A 23,523-nucleotide genomic window follows, 5' to 3' on the forward strand; every position below is an offset into this window, starting at 1 on the left:
TTATTTTCATTAATATTTGATATGATCGTATCAAGAAATCCGAAGATTAGCAACCTGACTGGCCATCTCGTTCGGAAATTAGTCGGATTATTCGTAAAAATTATAATTTTCTCTCTTTTTTTGAGTGTATTCGTTAAAATCATTAAATTTTTGACAATGTTACATGAAAAATGAGAGTTTCCATCTAAATCGTGAAATATACAACGGACTAAGAAGGAGAATCTCTCAAATTACTAACCAACTATAAATAGGGGGAATAGAAAAATGAATAAGAAAGTTCTTTCTTTGTTGTTACTAGTAGTAATGGTAATGGTCACAGCCTGTGGAAATAATACGTCGAGTAATGGATCTTCCGCGAATGCAGGATCTAACGCAGCTGAAGGTGGAGAAACAGGTTCAGGGGATAAACTCAAAGTTGTACTTCTGATTCCAGGAACGCTTGGAGATAAATCTTTCTTTGACTCTGCGAATAGCGGTTTGCAAAAGGTTAAGGATGAGCTGGGTGCAGAAACAAAAGTTGTAGAAATGGGTGTCGATAAAACGAAATGGGAGCCTACGTTTAACGATATCGCCGCTGAGGACTGGGATGTTATTATTTCTGGCGGATCGGAAATTACAGAGATGTTTAATGCAACGGCTGAATTATATCCTGACAAAAAGTTCATTAACTATGATACCGATATAGATGAAGCACCAGAGAATATGTACAACATGTCTTATGCAACAAATGAAGTATCTTTTCTAGCAGGTGCTGTAGCGGCGCTAGCTACACAATCGGATATGGAAAATGCTAATCCTGAGAATGTGATCGGTTTTGTAGGCGGCATGGACATTCCAGGAATTAACGCTTTCTTGGTAGGCTACATTCAGGGCGCTCAATATGTTGATCCTGATGTGAAGGTCGCAGTATCATATGCTGGTGATTTCGTTAACCCGGCTAAAGGCAAGGAGCTTTCGCTGATTCAATATAACTCCGGTGTGGACGTTATTTTTAACGTGGCTGGGGGCACAGGTCTTGGAATCTTTGACGCAGCTAAGGAGAAGAAGAAATATGCTATCGGTGTAGACTCCGATCAGGCGATGTTGCTTAACGATACAGATAGCGAAAAAGCAAACTTGATCGTTACTTCTTCTATTAAAAAGATTGATAGTGCTATTCTGGGTGCCGTGAAGAGATTACAAGACGGTACACTTGAGATGGGTAAACGTGATGTGTTGAGCTTTGTAGATGATGGTGTAGGCATTGCAGAGAATGAAATCTATAAAAATATCTTTCCTGCCGATCTTCAGGCTAAAGTTGAAGAAGTGAAGCAAAAGCTGATCAATAAAGAAATTACAGTAGATAACGCGATGGGAATGGAAACCTCTGAAGTAGAAGCCATTCGTAACGCAGTTAAGCCTTAAGTATAGCTATAAAGTGATAAACCTACAGTTGGAGATTCTTCTTTTAGAAGAATTCCAGCTGTATATTTTTGCAGACCTCCAAGTCGAAAGGCGTTGAGACCTATGAACAAAGCTCTGCTGGAAATGCGGGGAATTACCAAGGTGTATCCCAATGGTGTCGTTGCAAATAAAGACGTGCATTTTTCTTTACGTGAGGGAGAAATTCATGCGATTGCGGGCGAGAACGGCGCTGGTAAATCAACTTTAATGAAGATCATGTTCGGCATGGAAGAGCCTAGTGAAGGTGAAATCTTTATCAAGGGTGAAAAAGTGAAGCTGCAATCTGCTCAGGATGCCATTGATAGAGGGATTGGTATGGTTCACCAGCATTTTATGCTGGTCCCTTCTTTTACAGTAGCAGAGAACATGGTGCTGGGCATGGAACCTCGTAAGGGCGTCGGCATCAATTATGCAGAAGCTGTACGCATGACCGAAGAGACTGCGAAGAAATACAATCTGGCAGTGGATCCAAAAGCAAAAGTGGAGGATCTCACGGTTGGTATGAAGCAAAAGGTTGAAATTCTGAAGGCGCTGCTGCGTGGTGCAAAAATCCTCGTTCTGGATGAGCCGACCGCAGTGTTGACCCCACAGGAAACAGAGGAATTGTTCCGGGAGCTTAAGCAGTTAAGAGAGCAGGGTCATACGATTGTTTTTATTTCACACAAGTTGAAAGAAGTTAAAGCGATCTGTGACAGAATTACGATCATGCGTAGTGGACGTAGTGAAGGTGTCTTCCAAACGAAGGACGTTACGGAGCAAGAAATCTCACGCCTTATGGTGGGCAGAGACGTCGTGTTGAAATATGACAAGGAGATTCTGTCTATTGGGGAACCGGTACTCACTGTGCAGGGCTTAGGTGTAAATGATGCACACGGCAAAGCGTTGCTAACAGATATCAACTTTGCAGTACGCGGGGGACAAATTATCGGGATTGCTGGTGTAGAAGGGAATGGGCAGACACAGCTCATTGAGGCTCTTACGGGTAGCCTAAGAGGGGTCTCAAGCCAAGGCTCTGTGCTAGTGAAGGGAAAAGATATTCGTGAATCGGATATTTTAGATATTCGTAAGCTAGGCGTTTCCTATATCCCAGAGGATCGGATGCATCAAGGGATAGCCAGTGATGCGAGCATAGCGGATAATCTGCTGTCCACTCAGTATCGTACAAAAGCTATGAATAAAGGTCCCTTTTTAAATGGATCACGAATTGCCAAGCTTGCAGTATCACTTGTAGAAGAATTTAAAGTCCGCTGTTCGGGACCTTCTCAGCCAATAGGTATGTTATCAGGTGGTAACATGCAGAAGGTTGTCGTAGCTAGAGAGTGTTCTACAGAACCGCAACTGCTAATTGCAGAGCAGCCGACAAGGGGCGTGGATATAGGCGCGGCGCAGTTCATACATCAAAAGCTGTTGGAGCTGCGCTCAGACGATTGCGCTATTTTGCTAGTGTCAGCAGACTTAAATGAGATCTTGGAGATCAGCGATAGTCTACTAGTGATGTATGAAGGAAAGATTGTTGCCTTTTTCGAGGAGCCTTCCAAGGTTAGTGAAGAAGAATTAGGGCTTTATATGCTAGGGATTCATCGACAGGACGAGGAGCAAATCAGGAGGGCCGTAAATCATGTTTAAAGTAAAATATTTTGAATACATTCGAACATCGGCAGTAATCGTAATTGCACTCGCTATTGCTTTTCTGATCATCTCATTGGTCAGCAATCAGCCGGTGAAGACGATTGGGATATTCCTATTTGAGCCGCTATCCAGTAAAGGTCATATCGGTAATGTGATTGAGATGGCCATTCCGCTCATGTTCACTGGGCTAGCAGTTTCCTTGTTGTTCCGGGCAAATATGTTCAATTTGGGAGCTGAAGGGATTTTCTATTTCTCCGGTGTCGTAACTTCCGTGTTGGCTATTCATTTAACGCTGGATGGGTGGCTTCATCCGATCGTAGCTATTGCTGCGGGTTCTATTGTTGGTGCGTTGCTCTCGGCAATACCCGGGATCCTCAAAGCCAAATGGAATGCTAATGAGCTGGTTACATCCTTGATGTTCAATAATATTTTGTTTGGAGTAGGTTTATATCTACTGAACTATCACTTACGTGATGCAAAAGCATTTGCCAATGTATCCTACAAATTCGAGAAAACGGCACTGCTGAGTAAAATGGTACCTGGCACCCGTATTCATACCGGACTTATTATCGTTATCGTGCTTATTATTGCAGCGCATTTATTCCTATACAAGACTAAATGGGGATATGAGCTGCGAATGACAGGCATCAACCGGAACTTTGCACGTTATTCAGGCATGAAGACCGCGAAGGTTATTATACTGGTTCACTTGATTGCTGGTTTTATCGCGGGAATGGGTGGTTCCGTAGAAGTGCTAGGGATGTACAATCGATTCCAATGGACATCGTTACCAGGTTATGGCTTAGATGGTGCTCTTGTAGCGATGTTAGCCAAGAATAATCCGCTATCCGTAATCGGCGCTGCATTGTTCCTTGCATATATCCGGATCGGAGCCGACATGATGGCACGTCTATCGGATGTACCTTCAGAGATGATTTCTATTATACAGGCGATTATCATTCTTCTGATTTCGGCTGAGCAATTTCTGAAGTTCTGGAAAAATCGGATGCTCTTGAAGGAGGCGAAGGAAGCGTGAACAGCTTGTTTGATGTAATTTTTACGACTGACTTTGCGTTTTCTGTTCTTCGAGTGACGACACCGATTCTATTCGCCGCTTTGGGAGCGTTAATCTCTAATAGGGCTGGCATCATCAACATTGGTATGGAAGGCATCATGCTTGTCGCGGCGTTAGCCGGTGTCATTGTAAGCAGCTACACGCATAGTGCGTGGGTAGGTTTACTTGGGGCTGTGATGTCCGGAACACTGATCGCTGGAATATTAGCTTTTTTCACACTGAAATTTAAAACACATATTATTCTCGGCGGTGTAGCTATTAATATGTTCGCTTCAGGAGGAACCGTGTTTATTCTTTATCTGCTGAGTGGAGACAAGGGTTCTTCTACTTCTCTGGCGAGTAAAGTGCTACCTAGTGTAGAGATTCCTTTACTGAAGGACATTCCAATGCTGGGGCCTATTCTATCAGGACATCACATTTTGACGTATGTATCTATTATTGCTGTGTTTGTTGTCTACTATCTCTTAAACCGTACACCGCTTGGTCTGCGCATTCGTTCAGTGGGTGAAAATCCACATGCGGCTCAATCTGTGGGAGTAAGTGTTGTGAAAATACAGTATATGGCTTTGCTGCTTAGTGGATTTTTCGCTGGTTTGGGTGGAGCTTACATGTCGATGGGTTACCTGTCACTGTTCACTCGCGATATGATCGCTGGTCGGGGCTGGATTGCGATTGCCGCAGAGTCTATGGGGAGAAGTACGACAGTGGGTACGGCGCTGACCTCTCTATTATTTGGTACGGCAGACGCCTTGTCGAATGCGCTACAGGTCTTGAAGATTCCTGCAGAACTGATCGCGACGCTTCCTTATGTAGCAACGGTAATTGGACTAGTGATCTATGCCGTATCTGAGACACGGAAAAAGAATAAAAAACTTAAAAGCCCGCTAGTGAAATAGCGATAAGAGTAACGAGGATTTATACAACTAAGGAGTGAATGACTATGCGAACACCTATTATTATTGACTGCGATCCAGGGCATGATGACGCAATCGCTATCCTGCTTGCAATAGCAAATTCGGAGAAGCTGGATCTGCGCGGGATTACAACGGTTGGTGGAAATCAGATCCTCGATAAAATCACAGAAAACGCACTTAAAGTGATCAGCTTTGTGAATGCTGATATTCCTGTAGCCAAAGGGGCTGCAGGTCCGCTGTTCGGCAAGCTTGTTACAGGTGAGGAAGCGCATGGTGAATCTGGCATGGACGGCCCACTATTGCCACCAAGTAAATTCCGGCCTGTAGAAGAAGGCGCTGTGGAATTCATGCTGAATATTATCCGTTCTTCGGAGGAGAAGATTACGCTCGTACCGATGGCTCCTTTAACAAATATCGCCCTGCTAATCACTGCTTATCCAGAGATTAAGGAAAGAATTGAAAAGATTTCACTGATGGGCGGAGGAATTTCTTATGGAAATGTAACCTCTACTGCGGAGTTTAACATCTATGTAGATCCTGAAGCTGCTCGTATCGTGTTTGAATCGGGTATTCCGATTACCATGAGTGGTCTGGATGTGACCGATAAGGCAGCCATTTTCGAAGATGAGATCGTAGCATTGAAAGAGCGTGGGCCAGTGTCCACTATGGTCGGAGAACTGTTAGATTTCTATTCGATCTTCGGAAAGAAAATGGGCTATGTCGGTAGTGCACTGCATGATCCATGCGCCGTAGCTTGGCTCTTGCACCCAGAACTGTTTGAATCCGAGCATCTATATGTAACGGTAGAGACAGAAGGTAAGCTGACGCGGGGAATGACGGTTGCAGACAAACGAAAGAAGACGGATCGCCCAGCGAATGTAGAAGTCCTGGTGGGAGTAGACCGGGAAGCATTTATGAAGTTGATTTTTGATTCACTGGAAAAGCTAGATCAAGAGCTGCTTGCGGCTGAAGGGAACTAACCTATGGCAGGATGGGAGAGACTTCAGGAGACGGTTCAGTTTGAATTGGTTCAGCGTGGAGAAGAAGGCTGCAAGATTGAAGGCTTCGCGGATAAACTAGCTGCTGCAGGTGCCGATGAGATTAAGCTGATGCAGGTATACAACGAGTTGATGGAGCTCACGGTTGCTGAGGACTTTCCTTATGAAGAGCCGTCTTCACTGGAGGAGATTCGTCGTCTTCGTCCAGAAGGTCCACGCAAGCTTGAGGCTGACTGGAGCGAAGCAGAATGGAGAGATAAGTTCTACGGAGCTTGGCTAGGTAGAAGCGTCGGTTGCGCACTTGGCAAACCATTGGAGTATTGGGACTACCTCTACGGTAAAGATGGACGTCCGGGCTGGGAGAATATTGAGCTGTGGTTCCGGGGTGCCGATGCATGGCCTATTACTGGCTATACGCCTGGGCATTCACGGGCAGAGGCAGAATATGGTCTTGGTTTAAGTGATTGGACGTATGCGAGTACCAGCGAGACTATTAAGTTTATGGAGAGCGATGATGATATTCGTTACACGGTTCTAGGCCTTATGCTGCTGGAGCAAAAGGGGCTGAGCTGGGATTCTTGGGATATCGGGAAGCTCTGGCATAAACATCTGACATACGCCCAGGTATGTACGGCAGAGACACAGTCGTATATGAATTTTGCGCAGGAAACGTCTCATCTGCATGGTGAGAAGCCTGCGGATTGGCTGGCGCGGCAGGAAAGAGTGCGGATGCACTTAAATCCATACCGGGAGTGGATTGGTGCGGCTATACGCGCAGATGGACTGGCTTATGGTGCAGCAGGCCATCCTGAGCTTGCAGCGGAGTTAGGCTGGCGCGATGCTTCTTTTTCACATGTGAAGAACGGAATCTATGGTGAGATGTTTAATGCGGCGATGATTTCGGCTGCTTTTGCTGAAAAAGATAACGAGCGTATTCTTGAGATTGGTCTTAGTGAGATCCCTAGTACTAGTCGCCTGGCAAGTGACGTTCTACGAGGTATAGATATTGCGCAGAAGGCCAAAAGTGAGCGTGAGTTGGTAAGTAAGATTTGGGATACATTCAGCCACTATGATGCGGTGCACACCAATAATAATGCTGCTCTTGTAGCTGCTTCGCTGGTCTATGGCGGGAATGATTTTGAAAAAGCGGTCGTTACATCCGTTTACGGAGGAATGGATACAGACTGTAATGGTGCTACAGTGGGTTCTATTATGGGAGCGAAGCTTGGAGCAAGTGTGTTGCCGGCTTCGTGGATTGAACCGCTCCATGATACGCTATATGCGGATCTACCTGGTTTTCATCCGATAGCGATTTCGGAATGCGCGGAGCGCAGCTATCAGGTCTTCTTGAAGATTCGAGGAGAGCTTGGCGAAAAGTCTTAGATCAAGGATTACGAAAAGAATGAAAGGATGTCTTAAGCTATCGAGCTTAGACATCCTTTTTTTTTCGTGGCGATCTAGTTCTTGAAATAGATGTAACAGCGGGTTTAGGAGTTAGGTAACAGGAGAATCCTGATTTGAAGAGGGATTAAGCTCAGTCATTTATTGGGAGATAAGCACGTGAAAATAGTCCGATATAATGGGCTTTTATTCTTTAATCCTTTTAATCTGATATATTATTAAAATAAAAATGATGACACAGAACATAAAATGCCTTATTATTTAAAGAGATTTTTAGTAAAACAGTTTTTAAATAATTATAGTACAAACCTTGGCTTAGAAGGTTTCAGAATAAACGGAAAGGAAGGGGGAGTTTGCAATCCTATCGCTGAGTCGGGTGAGTAAAGGATTCAAGCTGAAGGACGGCACATATCAGGCGGTAGATGATGTATCGCTTGATGTGAAGAAGGGATCGATTCACGGGATTATTGGTGAAAGCGGGGCAGGGAAATCCACGCTGCTACGATTGATTAATCTGCTGGAAAAGCCGGATCAAGGGACAGTTACCGTAGAAGGGCATAATTTAACCGAAATGCCGAGTAAACAGCTACGGAAAGCTAGGGAAAAGATTGGGATGATTTTTCAGCAATTTAATCTGGTCAATAACGTCACGGTAAGCCGCAACATTTCGATCCCTCTGGAACTGGCGGGGGTGCCGAAGCGTGAACGGATGAAGCGGGTGAAGGAATGTCTCGATTTTGTCGGATTGGCTGATAAGGCAGAGCAATATCCCGCACAGCTAAGTGGAGGACAGCGACAACGTGTGGCGATCGCCCGGGCGCTTTCGAACAGTCCAGGACTATTGCTATGTGACGAACCAACATCCTCACTAGATCCAGGAACAACTGCGGATATTCTAGACGTCCTGAAGCATATTAATGGGGGCCTTGGGGTTACGGTAGTGATTGTTACGCATGAGATGGATGTTGTCAAAAGCATATGCACTCACGTATCGGTGATGGAAAATGGCCGAATCGTAGATTCATTCTCACGCCAAGATGGTGATTTCCGGCCTGCTGCAGTCCGTACTGGATCTTACCGGGATCAAATTCTGGGTAAAGCGGGGGAAACGCATGTTTGATAGTGTACTTCAATATCAGGCACAGATGTGGGAATCGATCGGAGAAACTTTTATAATGGTCGGTATTTCTGTTGGTGCCGCACTGCTGCTGGGGCTTCCACTCGGGACGTTGTTGTTTTTTTGCCGAAAAGGGCAGCTCTATGAGAATAAAACATTGTCACTGGTACTCAACAGCATCGTAAATATTATCCGTTCATTTCCATTCCTGCTGCTTGTGGTTGCACTCATTCCGGTCACTCGTTTCCTCGTCGGAACTGCGATTGGAACAATGGCTGCCACGGTTCCGTTATCCATTGTTGCCATTGCTTATTACTCTCGTCTGGTGGAGCAGTCTTTGCTGGAGGTTCCTAAAGGAGTTATAGAAGCGGCGTTGTCTATGGGAGCCTCGAAGCTGGGATTAATCTTTAAGTTTCTGTATGTAGAGGCTCGTTCGGGTCTAGTGCTCGGACTTACTACCTCCACCATTAGTTTTATCTCTTACTCGACCGTAATGGGGGTTGTTGGAGGGGGCGGGGTTGGAGATTTCGCGATCCGTTACGGATATCAGCGTTTTGAGACTGAAGTGATGATCTATGCGATTGTTGTGATGATTGTATTGGTTCAGTTGGTTCAATTCACAGGAGGTACGATCTCACGGCTGTTAGATAAACGTTAATCGTTCAACCCGTACATCAAATTTTGTAATACAAAATGGTTAAACATATAAACTGGGGGTTAGTTGTAGTAATGAAAAAATCAATGATAGTTGTGCTTATGTTAATGGTATTGGTCGTAGCGGGTTGTGGCTCTAATAAAGCAGCCGAGAACAATTCTGCAAAAGGTAGCGATGAGCTAACGAAATTAAAGATTGCTACTTTGATTCCACCAATGACGGAAATTCTGGATATTGTGAAGCCACTTCTGAAGGAAGATGGCATTGATCTTGAAATCGTTGTGCTGTCTGACAATGTACAGCCTAATGAGGCTTTGGCGAATAAAGAGGTAGACGCTAACTTTTTCCAACATGTTCCTTATATGAAGCAATTTAATGAAAGCAAAGGCTCCAATCTAGTAGAGGTACAGCCTGTCTATGACGCTATTTACGGTGGATACTCGAAACGTTACAAGAATGTTGCGGATCTGCCGGAAGGCGCAACACTAGTAATGGCTAATGACCCTTCAAATATCGGCCGTTCTTTACAAATGTTCGCTGCAGCTGATTTGATTAAGCTAAAAGAAGGTGTAGGCATCAAGGCTACACAAGCAGACATTACTGAGAATCCAAAAAACTTTAAGTTTGAGGAAGTAGATCTATTGATGTTGGCCCGTATGCTGGATGATGGAGATCTAGTGGCAATGACTCCGGCTTATGCCAGCCCGCTTGGATTGACACCAAAGAAAGATGCACTGATTACTGAAGGCGCGGATTCTGAATTCACGATCACCTTGGTTGCGCGTGAAGACAACAAGGACTCTGATGCGATCCAGAAGCTAGCTAAACGGATTAGCGGACCAGAAGTGAAGAAATTCCTTGAAGATAACTATGCGGATATCGCGTTGCCTGCTTTTAAATAAGAACAACATGGATCTATAAACAGAAGGCAGGCCCAGCGATAATCGTAGGCCTGCCTTTTTTTATATAAGGAATGATGTGCTCCCTGTTACTCGGTTTCTCTCAGCCGTTCCACAATCGATGCTTGGCATAAGGTTTTATAAGCTTTTAGTGTTACTGAGTAAGCGATGGTTAATAAAACAGGAACAGTAAGGATAAAAGGCAGCCAACTCATCTGAAATACCATAAAGGCCATATTTTCCGTGATGCTTTTGGAAAGGTTATAGGTCAGGAATACACCTAATGTTGAGGTTATAAGGACGGTTAGCAGCACGGTGTAGAGTCCTTCAAGGATCAGCATACGTTTTAGCTGCTTTTTGGTCATGCCAATACTCTCCAGCATGGCAAATTCATTGCGGCGTGAGACTACCCCGGTGAGTACAGTGTTGATATAATTCAGCACCCCGATTAGAGCAATTACCAGGCTAAGCCCGTACCCAACGGTTTGAAAAATGCGAATGAATCCACCGAGCTCCTTCTTGTAATCCTCCCTGGATTTCAAGGATAATTCATTTGTCGAATCTGTTAGAGCCTTGGCTGCTTGTTCTACTAAATCCATTTTAGCTGGATCGACATGTAGTGTGGCTGTAACAATATTGGCTGGATCTGTGCCTTGCGGCATTTCCTTCTGCAGCTCCGAAGCAGGGAGGAAGGCGTTGTAACCTAATATAGAGAAAGATTTTGTTGTCGCAGCATATACTGCATCATATTTTAATACCGCCATCACTTCATAAGATTTCCCCGAATTCCCGAAAGTGATTGTATCTCCAGAATGATAATAGGTGCGGTAGCTATCTTCTTCTAATAAACTGGCCTCGGTAATGAGCGCAAACTTTCCTGAAGAAAACATCTGCCTATTAAACTCACCTTCGATAATATCTTTGTCCACAAGATCATACCAGCCTGGATCTAATCCATATAGATTAATGTTAACCATCCCCCCCTTATCTAAGGTGGAGAGAAGATAAGGATGTGGGTCAGCAGCTACCGTTGGTTCCAAAATAGCCCGGACAGCATCATCGACAGGAGATGGAACATATCTGTGGTAAACCTTATCAACACTTTCTACACCGTCAATTTTACTTAGATTGTTGGCGAATTCCTCTGAAAGCTTATATGGATCACCGTCTCGAGGCCCTGTAATACTGACTAGAACTTCATTCTGAACCACAAAATCACCGGAGATAAAGGCACCCAGATATTTATTCACATCCAGTGAGGAAATTACTGTGAAAATGGTACTGAACAAGATGATACTCAAGGAGAGTGAAGAGAGCATCAAGATCAGCTTTTTTTTGCTTCTGAACAGGTTGGAGAACGCCATGTTGTGAAGTTTTGCGCCATGTTTTGATTTTTTGGCTTTCCGTTTTCCACCGCTGCTGACTCCGGCAAATTTTACAGCCTCTACCGGCGAGGTTCGCGAGGCCATCCGGCCTGGCTTGCTTGCGGCAATCCAAACTGTTATATACGAGAATGCTGCTGCACCAATAAATATCCACGGGCTAACAGAATAGACATTATCGGTAGAACTACTTGAAATTGAGGTCGCCATGGGGAGAAGCAGTAGACCGAGCAAATATCCCAACCCTAATCCAAAGGGGAGCGCGACGAGATAAAGTGAGCGCGCCTGAATCGAGATGATCTTTTTCAGTTGTCGAGGTGTGGTACCGATGGTCTTTAGCAGCCCATAAAATTTCACATCCCGAACGACGGAAATAAAAAAGATATTGTAGATCAGCAAATAGCCGCTCAGCATTGTGATAAGAATGACAATTCCATAAGGAACGATATTCATTAGATTCTCGGAGAGAGAGACACTTGTATAAGCCGGATTTACACCATAGGGCACATCTAGGCCAGTGTCCGTCAAAATCTTTTGTACCTTCTTTTCAATATTATAAGAATTGTTAAACATCACCCCCAGGCCTGCGGTGTTCACATAAGAACCCGTTGCTTCAGAGATGTCCGGGTCAATATGGGAAATGTTCTTCTGTGTAAATGCTTCTGATACAAAAGCCAACCCTGACATCGCCAAATTTTGATCAGCTTCGTAATATCCGGAGAGCTTAAAGTCTTGACTTATGACTTTTTCACCCGTGTCTATATTCAGCTTCACACTCTGACCTAACTCATGTTTTGCTCCAAGCAAGTCTAGCACCCAAGTATTTAGGACGATTTCATTCTCTTGGGAGGGCAGTCCGCCAGCTATAAAGTTGATAAATCCGTGTTTGGCAAAATTCTCGTCAATTCGAAGGACCTCTACCCGGTTATTCTTGAACAGACTAGTGCTTATATCGCCAACGTTAAGAAAGACACCATACTCTTTGATGGATGGCTGATTCTTCAGCTTCTCCAACTCGGCAGGATTCAGATATTTGAAGCTTCCATGATAATCACTACCGGTAGTCTGCATTTGTGCGCGTTGCATCGATTGGTTAATACTGAGTGCCAAGGTAAATACGGCGGTGATCAAAAGCGTAGTCAGTACGATGGCACAGATGATAGTGAAATTGCGAGCCCGGTTGGCTTTGAGGCTTTTTTTGGCTAAAAAAGCAATGGTCTTCCGGTTATTCGTGCTGATCATGGCTGGCTCACTCCAGAGCTACCGGATTGTCCAGTGAAAATAATACCATCTTCAATACGGATTATCCGGTCAGCCGTTTGGGCAATCTGTTCATTGTGCGTGATCATCACGATGGTCTGATTGAATTTCTCGCTCATCTGCTTCAGCAGAATCAGCACTTCCTGACTTGTCTTGCTGTCCAGATTACCTGTAGGTTCATCTGCTAAGATGATTGAAGGTTTGGTCGCCAATGCTCTGGCTATTGCCACCCGTTGCTGCTGCCCACCAGACAGATTAGAAGGTAGATTATTTATCTTCTCCTGCAAGCCTAAAGTGCGGATGATCAGATCAAGATAAGCTTCGTCAATTTTGCCACCGTCCAGTTCAATGGGAAGTACAATATTCTCCCGCACATTCAGTATGGGTACTAGATTGTAGTTCTGAAAAACAAACCCCACCGATCTGCGCCGAAAAATGGTCAGCTTCTCATCACTCATCGCAAAAATATCGTTCCCGTCCACGTAAACCTTGCCCTCTGTTGCTCGGTCTAGTCCGCCAAGCATATGAAGAAGGGTACTTTTACCGCTGCCGCTGGTACCGACGATGGCGACAAACTCTCCTTTTTCCACCGTCAGCGATACGCCGTCCAGAGCCTTAACGCTAGAGCCGATCTTTCCATAGTGTTTTTTTAAATTTTCTGTCTGTAAAATAGGCATAACTCTTTCCCTCCTATGAGATCTTTTTTACTATGTTCCAAGAGTAGCAAATCAATCTGACAGGAGAGTGTCTGAATTCTGACCATAATGACACATTCTATATCATCTCTTGGGTAGGAAAACGGAGAAGCTTGTACCTTCCCCGGCTTCAGAACTAACTTTGATATGACCGCCTTGCGCCGTGATAATCTCTCTGGATAAAAACAATCCAATGCCGACCCCTTCGAATTCACGCGCCTGCTTCCCTCGGTAGAACCGCTTAAAGATGTGGGGAATTTCTTCACTGGGGATTCCAAGACCAGTATCGGTAAGCTGAATACAGGTAAACATCTCATTGGTTTCAGCTAGGATGGAAATTTGTCCACTGTGCGGCGTATATTTCACAGCATTCTCCAACAGGTTGAATAGAGCTTCACTTGTCCATTTGACATCGTGGCAGGCTAAGATATGTGTCCCGCAGTCAATATTGATGGTAATTTGTTTGTTTTCTGCTTGCGTATACACTTGGGATAACGCCTTGGTCAAAGTCTGAATGAGCGGTTTAGCTTCCATCTGCTGCAGGGAGATCATTCCTGTTTCCAGCCGTGATAATTTGATTAGAGACTGGATTAGCCAATCCAATTTATCTGACTGCGCTTGAATATGCTGCACGTAGTGCCGGACATTCTCATCCAGTCCGGGTATCTCCTCCAGCAACTGACTGAATACCATGATATTAGAGAGGGGAGTCTTAGTCTGATGGGAAATATCCGAGATTAGTTCTTTTATTTTGTTTTTCTCGGTTTGAATAATTCGCTCATTCGTCTTAGCAATCCCTATATATCGCTTCAGTTTATGTTCCATCGAAGACAGGGCTGTTTCTTCATAGTTAGTAAGTGGCGGCTGATCATGCATAGCCCGCTCAATCGCTGCATCCAAGGTCTGCATATAATTCGCGATCCTGCGGTTCCATAACCATACCCATGTGGCTCCTGTTGCTAACAGGCAGATGATGAACAGAATAGCGAGCTGGAGTAGATTCGGGTCGAACCCGTACCAAAACATAATTCTTCCGATAAAACATGCCACGAGAACAATAATGATCAACAAAAAGGGGCTATGTATTTGCTTGAAATGGGGAGGGGTTTCGTTTGTATTCATGACTTTTGCCCTTCAGCCCACATGTACCCCAGTCCGTAGACGGTCTTGATATATTTGGGTGCTGCCGGGTCGTCCTCAATTTTAGCCCGCAGCCGTTTGATGGCTACTGTCAACGCGTTTTCATCCACGAATTCGGCATCCATACTCCAGATCTTGTCTATTAGTTGTTCTCTGGTCATAATGTTGCCCATATTCGTCACCAGCAGCCTCAGCAGTTTTTGCTCGGTTTTACTCAGCTGGAGTGGTTGTTTGTATTTGCTGTACTCCAGGTTTTCAAAATTGAGTTCTAACGGGCCTAATGTTATTTTGCCAGTGGATTGCGAATCCGTTCTTCTAAGTACTGCCATTACTCTAGCGCGAAGAACCATCAGACTGAACGGTTTGGTGATATAATCATCGCCTCCCAGTCCAAAGCCGGTGATAATGTCGGATTCCATATCGTTAGCGGTGAGGAATATTATGGGTACCCGTGAGGTCTTACGTAGTTGTTCACAATAATCCAGCCCACTGCCGTCTGGCAGATTGATGTCCAGAATGATGAGATCGATAGGGTGAGTGGTGACAATATGCTCAGCCGCGGCAAGATCGTAGGCTTGGTGAATCACCACATCGTTTTGAGAAAGAGTGAGAGCGATCCCTTTATTTAAGCTGCGGTCATCTTCAACGATCAGTATGTTCACGGTAATTCTCCTTCGTTTCTGGGATTGAAAATATTAGGACAACTTCATTACAGTTTAAAAGAATGGTTCTATATAAGACAATAATATATCTTGCTTGCATCCCATTTATAGATGTGTAGGTTGATTATCTCCTATAGCTAGCCCAACAGTGGTCTGCAGTCGCACAGCTACCTCGACTAAGGTCCAGTACCAAAAACCGTCGTTGGTCTGTTTTGAAAGTCTGCGAATTGCTCTAGAATAAGGCTATAAGGTTAAGGACAACGAAAGGCGGTGAGAAAATAATGCAAAGAAGACAAGGAAACGGATTGGCGGTTGTGCTGATTGTGATTGGTGCGGTAATGCTTCTCGGTTTAGCGCTTCCTCTGATTCACGGTATTTTCAGACTACTGTTCCCAGTATTGCTGGTTGTTCTCGGGTACTATGGGATTAAGAGTGGACGCAAGGTTATCGGTTGGGTACTAATGTTCATTGGTGTCATGTCCCTGATCGCGAAGCTTTCCTGGATCATCGGACCACTTCTAGGTGTGGCGTTGATCGTATGGGGAGTGTCAGCTTTAAAGGGTAGAAGAAATGGTACTTATTAAGAAGGATTGTACTTAAACAAGAAGCAGGGAGGGAGCAGGAGATTATGAGTGTTTTTCGTCGCATGAGGGATATTACAGTAGCTAATCTAAATGAACGTCTAGAGCAAAGCCAAGATCCTGTGAAGCTAATTGATCAATTTCTACATTCAACTCGCGAGGAAATCAGTGAAGCTGAAAGATTGTATCAGCAATACGCTTCCCATACGAAGCAATTGCAACAGCAAGTGAACCAAGCGACTGCCATGAGAAATAAACGTGAGGAACAGGCATTACTCGCATTAAAGGCAGGAGAAGATCATCTTGCAAAGCTGGCTTTGCAAGAAAAGATCATTCACGAGGAAAAGTTGGAGCAGTACAGCGGGCTACTAGAACAAAGTAAGCAATCCTTGTTTGAACTTGAGGGACAGCTGAATGAGCTGAAAATAGAGTACCAGACAGTTTATAGCAAACGTCAGTATTACGCAGCACGTATGGAGTCGCTGAGACTGCAGCAACGTATGAACCAAAGAGCAAGTGCTTATGGTAACGGTGGTGATGTTCCCAAAATGTTCGGACGTCTGGAAGATCGGATGTCAGATTGGGAATTAGAAGCGAAGAGCTTGCGCGATGTGCGTCGCATGGGACAGGAATATGCGGTGCAAGCAGGTGAGACTGTAGCAACCGTACTCGAAAGAGAAATGGCTCGCTTAAAGGAGAAACTGAACAATGGTGGAAAGGAGTAGCGCTATGAGTCGATTATATCGTTCAACCAGAGATAAAGTGATGACGGGTCTTGCAGGTGGATTATCTGAGACACTCGGTATTGATTCCACGCTATTCCGGATTCTGTTACTGGTCAGCATTCCGTTTACAGGAGGTGCCGTGATTCCAGTGTACTTCATTGCAGCGTTGGTCATTCCGAAGGAGCCTACGCATTATAATCCTTTCGGACCAGGCCCTGGTGCACCGGGTGGCCCATTCGATGGTCCTTACTCAGGTAGACCGGAACATGGACACGGACCGCATGCTAATGGCGGACATGGACCTTATGGACGCCAACCTAACTACAATCCTAATTTTGAGAAGAACAACGCATATTCAGCTCCGGATTCCGGTTTGGATGCGATGATGAAGGATATCGAGAAAAAGGCTTTACAAAAAGAAGTAGAAGAACTCAAACAAAAACTGTCTAAATATGAGAAAGGGGAATTGTAAATCATGGGAGTATTTCAAAGAATTAAAGATATGACTAAGGCGTCGGTAAATGACTTGTTGGATAAGGTAGAGGACCCAATCGTAATGCTTAACCAATATCTGCGCGATATGGAGGCTGAAATCCACGAAGCGGAAGTTACAGTTGCCAAGCAAATGGCGAACGAACGCCGCATGAAACAACGCGTGGAAGAAGCAGCAAAAATGTCCGCACAACGTGGAGCACAAGCTGAATTGGCACTGAAAAATGGCCAAGAAGAAGTGACTCGCAAGCTGTTGGAAGAAAAAATCTACTTCGATCAAAAACAAGCGGAATACAGCGATCTTCATGCTCAAGCTGAAGTGCAAGCGAAGGAATTGGTTGGGCAGCTGCATGATATGAAGGATGAATTCTACAAGTTGCGCAACAAGCGTAACGAGCTCGTATCCCGTGCTCAAATGGCTAAAGCGAAGAAACAAATGACGCAAATCAGCAGCGTACATTCCATCGAAAGTGGCAGTGCGTCACTCGGATTCCACCGGATGGAAGAGAAGATTATGCAGCTTGAAGCAGAAGCAGATGTAATGCGTGCACCTTACAGCCCATCCGCTGCCTACACTAAACCAGTCGATGTTGAGAAGCAACTGAAAGTGGATGAGCAACTGGCTGCACTGAGAAGCAAGCTGAATGATACACCGGCTGCTCCTTCTTTAAACAAAAAAGAAGAATAAATCCTGTTCCTAAAACTTAAGTAGATATGATATGCTGGACAAGAAGAAGCCATACGGTATGGATCTCCATACCGATATGGCTTTTGTAGCGGCTGGCTATAATATATTGATGGTTGTAGTTTTGCTTACAAAGTTAGTTTTGCTACGCAAAACTTTTGGGAGGTGCGAAATGGATAAACGAAACCGTTTGATTGCCATCGGACTGATCGGTGTTGGCTGCATGATGATTTTTGGTAGATGGCTCGGCTTTTTCTCCATTGTCGCGCTTCTATTCCTGTTCCTAGGGGTCTACCGCACGACGTCAGGAAAAGTGAAGCAGGGTTATAAGCTGCTCGGGATTGGCGCTATATTACTTTTGCTGGATCATTTGGTGCTCGTGCTGGGGATTTGTTTGATTTCATTGGGGATGTTTTTTACTAAATCCAAAAGAGTTCAGCGTAAGGAAGGGTTTATGCAGAAGCAAAACTTTTCGTCTAGATTTGACTGGGATCGCTCACCCTGGGTGATGCATAGCCTCAGCTCATGGCATATCCTTGGAGAGGCCGATCTTGATCTTTCACTGGCTATGGCGGAGCAAAAGGAAACGGTTATGCTGTTTCAAGGAATCTTTGGTGATATGGACATTCAATTGTCAGATGATTATGGTGTAGAAATAGAAGCCTTTGTGCTTTTTGGATCGATTGAATTCGGTAATGGGCGCGACACTGGTATGCTAAACCGTCTGAATTGGAAGTCCCCTAACTATGAGAGCAGTGAATATAAGGTAAAGTTTAGTGTGTCTTATTTGATGGGAGATTTGGATGTGCGATTATCCTGATTAGTTTGATACAGAAGGGAGGGTCCCCGTATGGATAAAAAGAACAAAAATATGATGTCACGCAGTATGGGTGAGGGGGCTCTGTTCTCTTTTGTCATGCTGCTTGTGATATTGTACACCATGTATACATATGGCTATTTAAAGCCTTTTGAAAGCTGGATGATTGGATTACGCACGGCATTTACTCTAATTCTGCTGCCCATGGGGTTCGGGGTTGGCTTTGGTTTCTATCAGAGCTTCCGAGTAAAGCGAAAGTTGGAACGCCTGAGAGAAACTCTCGTATTGTGGGAGAAGGGAAACTTAACGCTATCTATGCCTGACTTGGGTGACGATGAGCTGGGAAGGCTCGGAGAACAATTAGGCCGAATTAGTGGAAAATGGGAAAACCAAGTGACAACACTGCAGCGATTGTCTACAAATAACGCGAAGCTCGCGGAGCAAGCACGAGTATCTGCTATTATGGAAGAGCGCCAGCGGCTTGCGCGTGAATTGCATGATGCAGTCTCACAGCAGTTGTTCGCGATCTCTATGACCGCCACGGCTGTAGGCCGGACGCTGGAGAAGGATTTTGACAAGGCGCAACGGCAAATTGCACTTATCGAAGAAATGTCTGCTGTAGCCCAATCAGAGATGAGAGCACTATTGCTTCATTTAAGACCTGTTTATTTGGAAGGTAAGGGATTAGAGCAGGGGCTGCAGGAGTTGATCAAGGAACTTAAGGTTAAGGTTCCGATTGAAATCGTGTTTGAGATGGACCCTGATGTACAATTGCTAAAAGGGGTAGAGAATCACTTATTCCGTATTGTGCAGGAGGCAATCTCCAATACGCTTCGTCATGCGAAAGCAGAAAAGATGGAAATCAGGCTGCATCGGCGAGGAGATACGGTTCGTTTGACGCTCCGTGATGATGGGATTGGTTTTGAATTGGATGATAGTAAACAAACTTCCTACGGTTTGTCGAATATGCAGGAGCGGATGAATGAAATCGGAGGTTCCATTCAGTTTATTACCGCTCCGGGTAAAGGAATGCGGATTGAAATTACCGTTCCGTTAGTCAATGAATAATAGGAGGAAAGAGTGACCATGGAGATGGAGGAAGCCATTAAGGTATTGCTTGTAGATGATCATGAAATGGTGCGGATCGGACTAGCTGCTGTTCTAGGTACTGAAGACGGAATTGAAGTCGTAGGGGAAGCTGGAAGTGGGGAAGAAGGTATCCGCCTGGCACAAGAGTACAATCCGGATGTAGTCCTGATGGATCTCGTAATGGATGGGATGGATGGGATTGAAACGACCAAACACTTAATGAAGCAGTATCCCGAAATCAAAGTTATTGTGTTGACAAGCTATCTGGATGATGAAAAAATGTATCCGGTGATTGAAGCAGGTGCGTTCAGTTATCTACTAAAGACCTCACGAGCTAGTGAAGTGGCAGATGCCATACGCGCTGCGGCAAGAGGCCAGTCTGTACTGGAGTCACAGGTCGCCTCTAAAATGATGAATCGTTTTCGAAACAATGCAAAGGGTGAATCCCCTGCTTATAAAGAGCTTACGGAGCGCGAAATGGAAGTATTACGCCTGCTGGCGCAAGGTAAATCGAATCAGGATATCGCGGACCAACTAATTATTGGGATCAAGACTGTGAAATTTCATGTAACGAATATTCTCGCGAAGCTGGGTGTGGAAGACCGGACCCAAGCAGCAATTTATGCATATAAAAATGGACTAGCTGAATAATTGGATATCCCAATTGGTGTGAGTACAAGAACTGGCCAGAGTAAGAAGGGCTGGTTTTTTTGTGTGCACGAGTATATGAAAATACTTGTCTCTGTATAAAATCTTGTAAAGCGGACATCCTGTTTAGTAGATTAATAGACCGGATTGAGAGGGTGTTGGATTGTGGGGTATGTGGAAGAAAGTAAGAGAAAGAGACACGGTGCAGGCCGAAAAAGCGGTATTAAAGGAATGTTGCTGGTATTGATACTATGCTGTACTGCGTTACTTTTGGCAGGTTTTCGGGGCGAAGGTGAAAAAGAGAGCAGTCAGATCGCCCAATTGAAAAAGTCACTTCCTCTCCTGACCTCCCTTGGTAAAAGTGTTACAGTACCCGGCTCCCCTCTTCGTTTAGTTTTAAAATGGCAGGGAGAATTCAATGGTGATGGTCTAGAGGCTGGTGTCACTGCAACTAACCTATCCGATGATCTTGGGTTGGGAGAAACAAGCCGGGAAGACGAGGGTGAACATCTTACTTATCGTTCGGCTGCCGACAAAGCCGGTTTGCAAACCACCATGTTCTGGAGTGAGCTTGGAAACGGACGTAGTTATGTGATTGTAACCCTGGAGACACCCGATTTGTTAAATGCTCCGGATCTGCAAGCTGAAGCAGAAGAAGCTGGCGCGAAACTTCGGAAGATCGGAATCGCAGCGGAATGGAACACCTCACTTCAGGGTGCTGCGAAGGAGCAGGAGGACCCTCAGAAGGCTCTATTGTTAACGGAGCAGAATATGTACGCACAACTGCCCGATCTTAAAGTACAGGAAAGCTACGAAGACGAAACAACAGCCAGCCATACTTATAGTACATCAGCATTGTTGCATTCCGTAATCAGCGGAAACCACGAGGTAGTTCTACAGACAGCTATTCATCAGGATACAAAAGAGGGAAGCAGCCGCGTTACGATTGGATTACCATTAATAACAATAGAATATTGAAAAAGACCAATCAAGGATCTATTGTAGAATGCCCGTACTTACAATTTTAACATCAACCTTGGTATGGAATTTTACTTTCCGGTAATCCTCAGACCAATTTTTGTTGCTCCAGACATTGTGATGATAAGCAATAAGTTTTCTTCCTACACCAAAGATATCACAGTTTGCCTTTTGGATTTCATTAACAACTGTCTTGGCTTCCTTTGTAAGCAAATCCGAAAGATCTTGATTGACTTTTTTAAGTTCTTTTTCGTCGAGTACATCCGTAAACTCTTCTACGACGGCTTGCAGCTCTAAGCCCAAATTCACATCAATGCTTTCATCAGCAGAAACGGATACCTTGAATTTTCGCTTTATTTTTTTTGAACCGACATTAATGGTAATGAAATTCCGAATATCATCGGAATGACCCAAATCAAGTTTCTTAGTGAAGCGGGCATTTTTCCCCTGTTGTCCCATCAGCAGAACCATCATGATTGACTGATCGGGGTTCAACATTCCGCTGTAGTTCTGGTCATGAAAGAGAGCCACCCCTTTCGTGATTATATCGCCCTCATCTCTGCCTAGATATGGAAGAGCAAAGTCATGCCCTGGATCCATCAGGGAACGGAACACGGTATCTGCCGTTTCTTTTGGAAAAATACTCATTTCTTCCAGACTATCGATCTTTTGCTTAATGAATTCCCCGATCTTTAATTCCCCAACCTTTTTTTGCTCAAGAATTTGGGCAGCTTCTCCTTCCGTAATAATTAGCCGAACGTTGGATGTTGGATTGCTTGGATCCCTGTAATTCACATCCAGAATAGGGTACAGGCCACGCTCAGCCGTAGTCCTTCCCATAAGCTCAAAACCATATTTAATAAATCTAATGTTTCCCCTAACTTTATTTCGCAATTGATTGCTCGCATTGCGCACAGTCGGTCCGAAACTCGAATGGATTTCATTCTTGGTAGCTTTCTGCTCAATATCGGGGGGGATGATTAATTCGATGGTTTCTTTGATCTCTCCGTTCTCTGTATAATCAATTGCTGCACAATAAGCCAGATGCAGGTCTTTCAAATATTCCCGGTCCCAACATCCAGTGAGACAGATGGAAACAAGGGCAATTAAAAGTAAATGCGACTTGAATTTCATGTCAAACTTCATGCAAGACCACCTGGCTTTCTCTTCATAAATAGGGAAATCATCAGCAATACCATCGATAATCCGGCAATAAACACATAGGTCGCATAGTTAGCGGCTGTATCAAAAAGATGTACATCAGCAGGAGTTACAGGTGCAAGTGCGATCATAAAAGTAATGATTTTTACAAACGGAGCAAAATGTTTATGGCTTTTTCGACTAAATAAAACACTGAGTCCAATGGATGCTGCGTAACAGTAGCTAACAATAGAACAAACAAGCGTGATGGCCCAAATCGGCAGAAATAGGATATCTGCACGGTCCACGATATAAAAGTTAAGAGATTTTACTAAGTAGATGACGGGTTCGGGCATGATTTTGATTTGCTCGGAGTTAAATACCATTAGACAGGTAGAGACCACAAAGACATAGAGCAGGGTTACGAACCCACTGGCTAGACTAATGGTCATTAATTTTTGTTTATTTGTACCTTCGGAAAGCGGATAGACGATCATCATCATTTCGAAACCATACATAGATTTAGTTGATTCCTGTGCTCCCTTCACGACATTCCAGAATCCGTTCTCCAAAAGGGGGAGCATAAATTCAAAATGAGCTTGAGTTAAACCATAGCTGACAAATAGGATAAGCGGGACAAAAAGAACTGTTGCCAATGTATAGAATCTGGCCAACACTGTAAGCTTTTCCCTTGCCAAATAGAGAGTCATGATCGAAAAGAGGGTTAATATAGCCCATCTTGGTGTGGATTGCAAAATCCACCTCTGCAGCACCTCTACCGCACTGAACATAATATTGGAGCCAAGCAGAACAAAGTAACTGATGTAAGCGATTATAAGTATTCTACCGATAATTGGACCTCCGAGCTTTAAACATATAGTAAATAAGTTGAGTCCGGGGAAATTTTTCAGCAGAACCCATAGAAGAATGATAACAATTTGGGTAATGATGCCCGCAATCAAAACAGAGAGCGCTCCTCCACCCTTGGCCGCTTCGTTAAGCTTGAAGGGAAGAGACAGAATACCAACCCCGATTTGGGCTTGAATCATAAAGCAGAAAAGTTGCCCCCTCGTTATCATTTTTTCTTTTTGAGTCATT

General features: G+C 44.4%; 23 protein-coding genes. 17 read left to right on the plus strand and 6 right to left on the minus strand.

Translation table 11 applies throughout. The features are described from left to right. Positions 1-264: 264 nt before the first annotated feature. The 9 genes from MKX60_RS08190 (at position 265) to MKX60_RS08230 (ending at position 10,134) form a co-directional block, all read left to right on the plus strand. Positions 265-1,404: a BMP family ABC transporter substrate-binding protein gene (locus tag MKX60_RS08190; protein WP_076285326.1), complete on the plus strand. Its 1,140-nt coding sequence runs from the start codon at positions 265-267 to the stop codon at positions 1,402-1,404. A 102-nt stretch (positions 1,405-1,506) separates the two neighbouring features. Next, complete coding sequence (locus MKX60_RS08195; protein ID WP_042191787.1) at positions 1,507-3,069, plus strand: ABC transporter ATP-binding protein; 1,563 nt, start codon at positions 1,507-1,509, stop codon at positions 3,067-3,069. Beyond that, positions 3,062-4,108: an ABC transporter permease gene (locus MKX60_RS08200; RefSeq protein ID WP_042131006.1), complete on the plus strand. Its 1,047-nt coding sequence runs from the start codon at positions 3,062-3,064 to the stop codon at positions 4,106-4,108. Before MKX60_RS08195 ends, MKX60_RS08200 begins: the two co-directional genes overlap by 8 nt. Continuing rightward, positions 4,105-5,043: an ABC transporter permease gene (locus tag MKX60_RS08205; RefSeq protein WP_341059498.1), complete on the plus strand. Its 939-nt coding sequence runs from the start codon at positions 4,105-4,107 to the stop codon at positions 5,041-5,043. The genes MKX60_RS08200 and MKX60_RS08205 overlap by 4 nt, the downstream gene beginning before the upstream one ends. 44 nt (positions 5,044-5,087) lie before the next feature. Then, positions 5,088-6,041: a nucleoside hydrolase gene (locus MKX60_RS08210; RefSeq protein WP_076285325.1), complete on the plus strand. Its 954-nt coding sequence runs from the start codon at positions 5,088-5,090 to the stop codon at positions 6,039-6,041. Positions 6,042-6,044: 3 nt separating this feature from the next. After that, on the plus strand, positions 6,045-7,442 hold the full coding sequence (locus MKX60_RS08215) for an ADP-ribosylglycohydrolase family protein (RefSeq protein WP_341059499.1): 1,398 nt from the start codon (positions 6,045-6,047) through the stop codon (positions 7,440-7,442). Positions 7,443-7,818: 376 nt separating this feature from the next. Then, positions 7,819-8,580: a methionine ABC transporter ATP-binding protein gene (locus tag MKX60_RS08220; protein ID WP_076285323.1), complete on the plus strand. Its 762-nt coding sequence runs from the start codon at positions 7,819-7,821 to the stop codon at positions 8,578-8,580. Continuing rightward, complete coding sequence (locus MKX60_RS08225) at positions 8,573-9,235, plus strand: methionine ABC transporter permease (RefSeq protein ID WP_042191779.1); 663 nt, start codon at positions 8,573-8,575, stop codon at positions 9,233-9,235. The genes MKX60_RS08220 and MKX60_RS08225 overlap by 8 nt, the downstream gene beginning before the upstream one ends. A 71-nt stretch (positions 9,236-9,306) precedes the next feature. Next, entirely contained in the window at positions 9,307-10,134 is an 828-nt protein-coding gene (locus MKX60_RS08230) for a MetQ/NlpA family ABC transporter substrate-binding protein (RefSeq protein WP_042191777.1), read from the plus strand. Between the two features lie 86 nt (positions 10,135-10,220). Here the strand turns inward: MKX60_RS08230 and MKX60_RS08235 are convergent, their stop codons facing one another. From MKX60_RS08235 to MKX60_RS08250, 4 genes are all read right to left on the minus strand, one after another. Further along, positions 10,221-12,755 (minus strand): ABC transporter permease, encoded by a 2,535-nt coding sequence (locus tag MKX60_RS08235; RefSeq protein ID WP_341059500.1) that lies wholly within the window; start codon positions 12,753-12,755, stop codon positions 10,221-10,223. Further along, positions 12,752-13,450: an ABC transporter ATP-binding protein gene (locus MKX60_RS08240; RefSeq protein WP_341059501.1), complete on the minus strand. Its 699-nt coding sequence runs from the start codon at positions 13,448-13,450 to the stop codon at positions 12,752-12,754. The genes MKX60_RS08235 and MKX60_RS08240 overlap by 4 nt, the downstream gene beginning before the upstream one ends. Positions 13,451-13,552: 102 nt before the next feature. Next, positions 13,553-14,590, minus strand: coding sequence for a sensor histidine kinase (locus MKX60_RS08245; RefSeq protein ID WP_341059502.1), 1,038 nt, complete (start codon positions 14,588-14,590; stop codon positions 13,553-13,555). Beyond that, positions 14,587-15,270 (minus strand): response regulator transcription factor, encoded by a 684-nt coding sequence (locus MKX60_RS08250; RefSeq protein WP_341059503.1) that lies wholly within the window; start codon positions 15,268-15,270, stop codon positions 14,587-14,589. The genes MKX60_RS08245 and MKX60_RS08250 overlap by 4 nt, the downstream gene beginning before the upstream one ends. A gap of 281 nt (positions 15,271-15,551) precedes the next feature. Here MKX60_RS08250 and MKX60_RS08255 point away from each other — a divergent pair, with 281 nt between their 5' ends. The 8 genes from MKX60_RS08255 to MKX60_RS08290 all read left to right on the plus strand — a co-directional run bounded on the left by MKX60_RS08255 (position 15,552) and on the right by MKX60_RS08290 (position 21,285). Next, a complete protein-coding gene (locus tag MKX60_RS08255; protein WP_076285318.1) occupies positions 15,552-15,854 on the plus strand; it encodes a LiaF transmembrane domain-containing protein in 303 nt (100 codons plus the stop codon). Positions 15,855-15,898: 44 nt separating this feature from the next. Then, positions 15,899-16,576, plus strand: coding sequence for a PspA/IM30 family protein (locus MKX60_RS08260; protein ID WP_042130994.1), 678 nt, complete (start codon positions 15,899-15,901; stop codon positions 16,574-16,576). A 4-nt stretch (positions 16,577-16,580) separates the two neighbouring features. Beyond that, positions 16,581-17,048 carry a PspC domain-containing protein gene (locus MKX60_RS08265; RefSeq protein WP_042194525.1) on the plus strand — a complete coding sequence of 156 codons (468 nt, stop codon included), beginning with the start codon at positions 16,581-16,583 and terminating at the stop codon, positions 17,046-17,048. A gap of 3 nt (positions 17,049-17,051) precedes the next feature. Beyond that, positions 17,052-17,756, plus strand: coding sequence for a PspA/IM30 family protein (locus MKX60_RS08270; RefSeq protein WP_042191765.1), 705 nt, complete (start codon positions 17,052-17,054; stop codon positions 17,754-17,756). A gap of 169 nt (positions 17,757-17,925) precedes the next feature. Then, positions 17,926-18,573, plus strand: a complete 648-nt coding sequence (gene liaF / locus MKX60_RS08275) for a cell wall-active antibiotics response protein LiaF (RefSeq protein ID WP_042191763.1) — start codon at positions 17,926-17,928, stop codon at positions 18,571-18,573. A gap of 30 nt (positions 18,574-18,603) precedes the next feature. Continuing rightward, positions 18,604-19,638 (plus strand): sensor histidine kinase, encoded by a 1,035-nt coding sequence (locus tag MKX60_RS08280; protein ID WP_042191761.1) that lies wholly within the window; start codon positions 18,604-18,606, stop codon positions 19,636-19,638. A gap of 18 nt (positions 19,639-19,656) precedes the next feature. Then, positions 19,657-20,310 (plus strand): response regulator, encoded by a 654-nt coding sequence (locus MKX60_RS08285; RefSeq protein ID WP_179085807.1) that lies wholly within the window; start codon positions 19,657-19,659, stop codon positions 20,308-20,310. 162 nt (positions 20,311-20,472) lie between these two features. Next, positions 20,473-21,285, plus strand: a complete 813-nt coding sequence (locus tag MKX60_RS08290; protein ID WP_341059504.1) for a YwmB family TATA-box binding protein — start codon at positions 20,473-20,475, stop codon at positions 21,283-21,285. Positions 21,286-21,303: 18 nt separating this feature from the next. Here the strand turns inward: MKX60_RS08290 and MKX60_RS08295 are convergent, their stop codons facing one another. Further along, positions 21,304-22,431: a Ger(x)C family spore germination protein gene (locus MKX60_RS08295; protein ID WP_081383017.1), complete on the minus strand. Its 1,128-nt coding sequence runs from the start codon at positions 22,429-22,431 to the stop codon at positions 21,304-21,306. Continuing rightward, complete coding sequence (locus MKX60_RS08300; protein ID WP_076285316.1) at positions 22,428-23,522, minus strand: GerAB/ArcD/ProY family transporter; 1,095 nt, start codon at positions 23,520-23,522, stop codon at positions 22,428-22,430. The genes MKX60_RS08295 and MKX60_RS08300 overlap by 4 nt, the downstream gene beginning before the upstream one ends. Between the last annotated feature and the right edge of the window lies 1 nt (position 23,523).

Origin of the sequence: Paenibacillus sp. FSL R5-0914 (assembly GCF_038004525.1) — a bacterium.
Lineage (GTDB): Bacteria > Bacillota > Bacilli > Paenibacillales > Paenibacillaceae > Paenibacillus_AQ.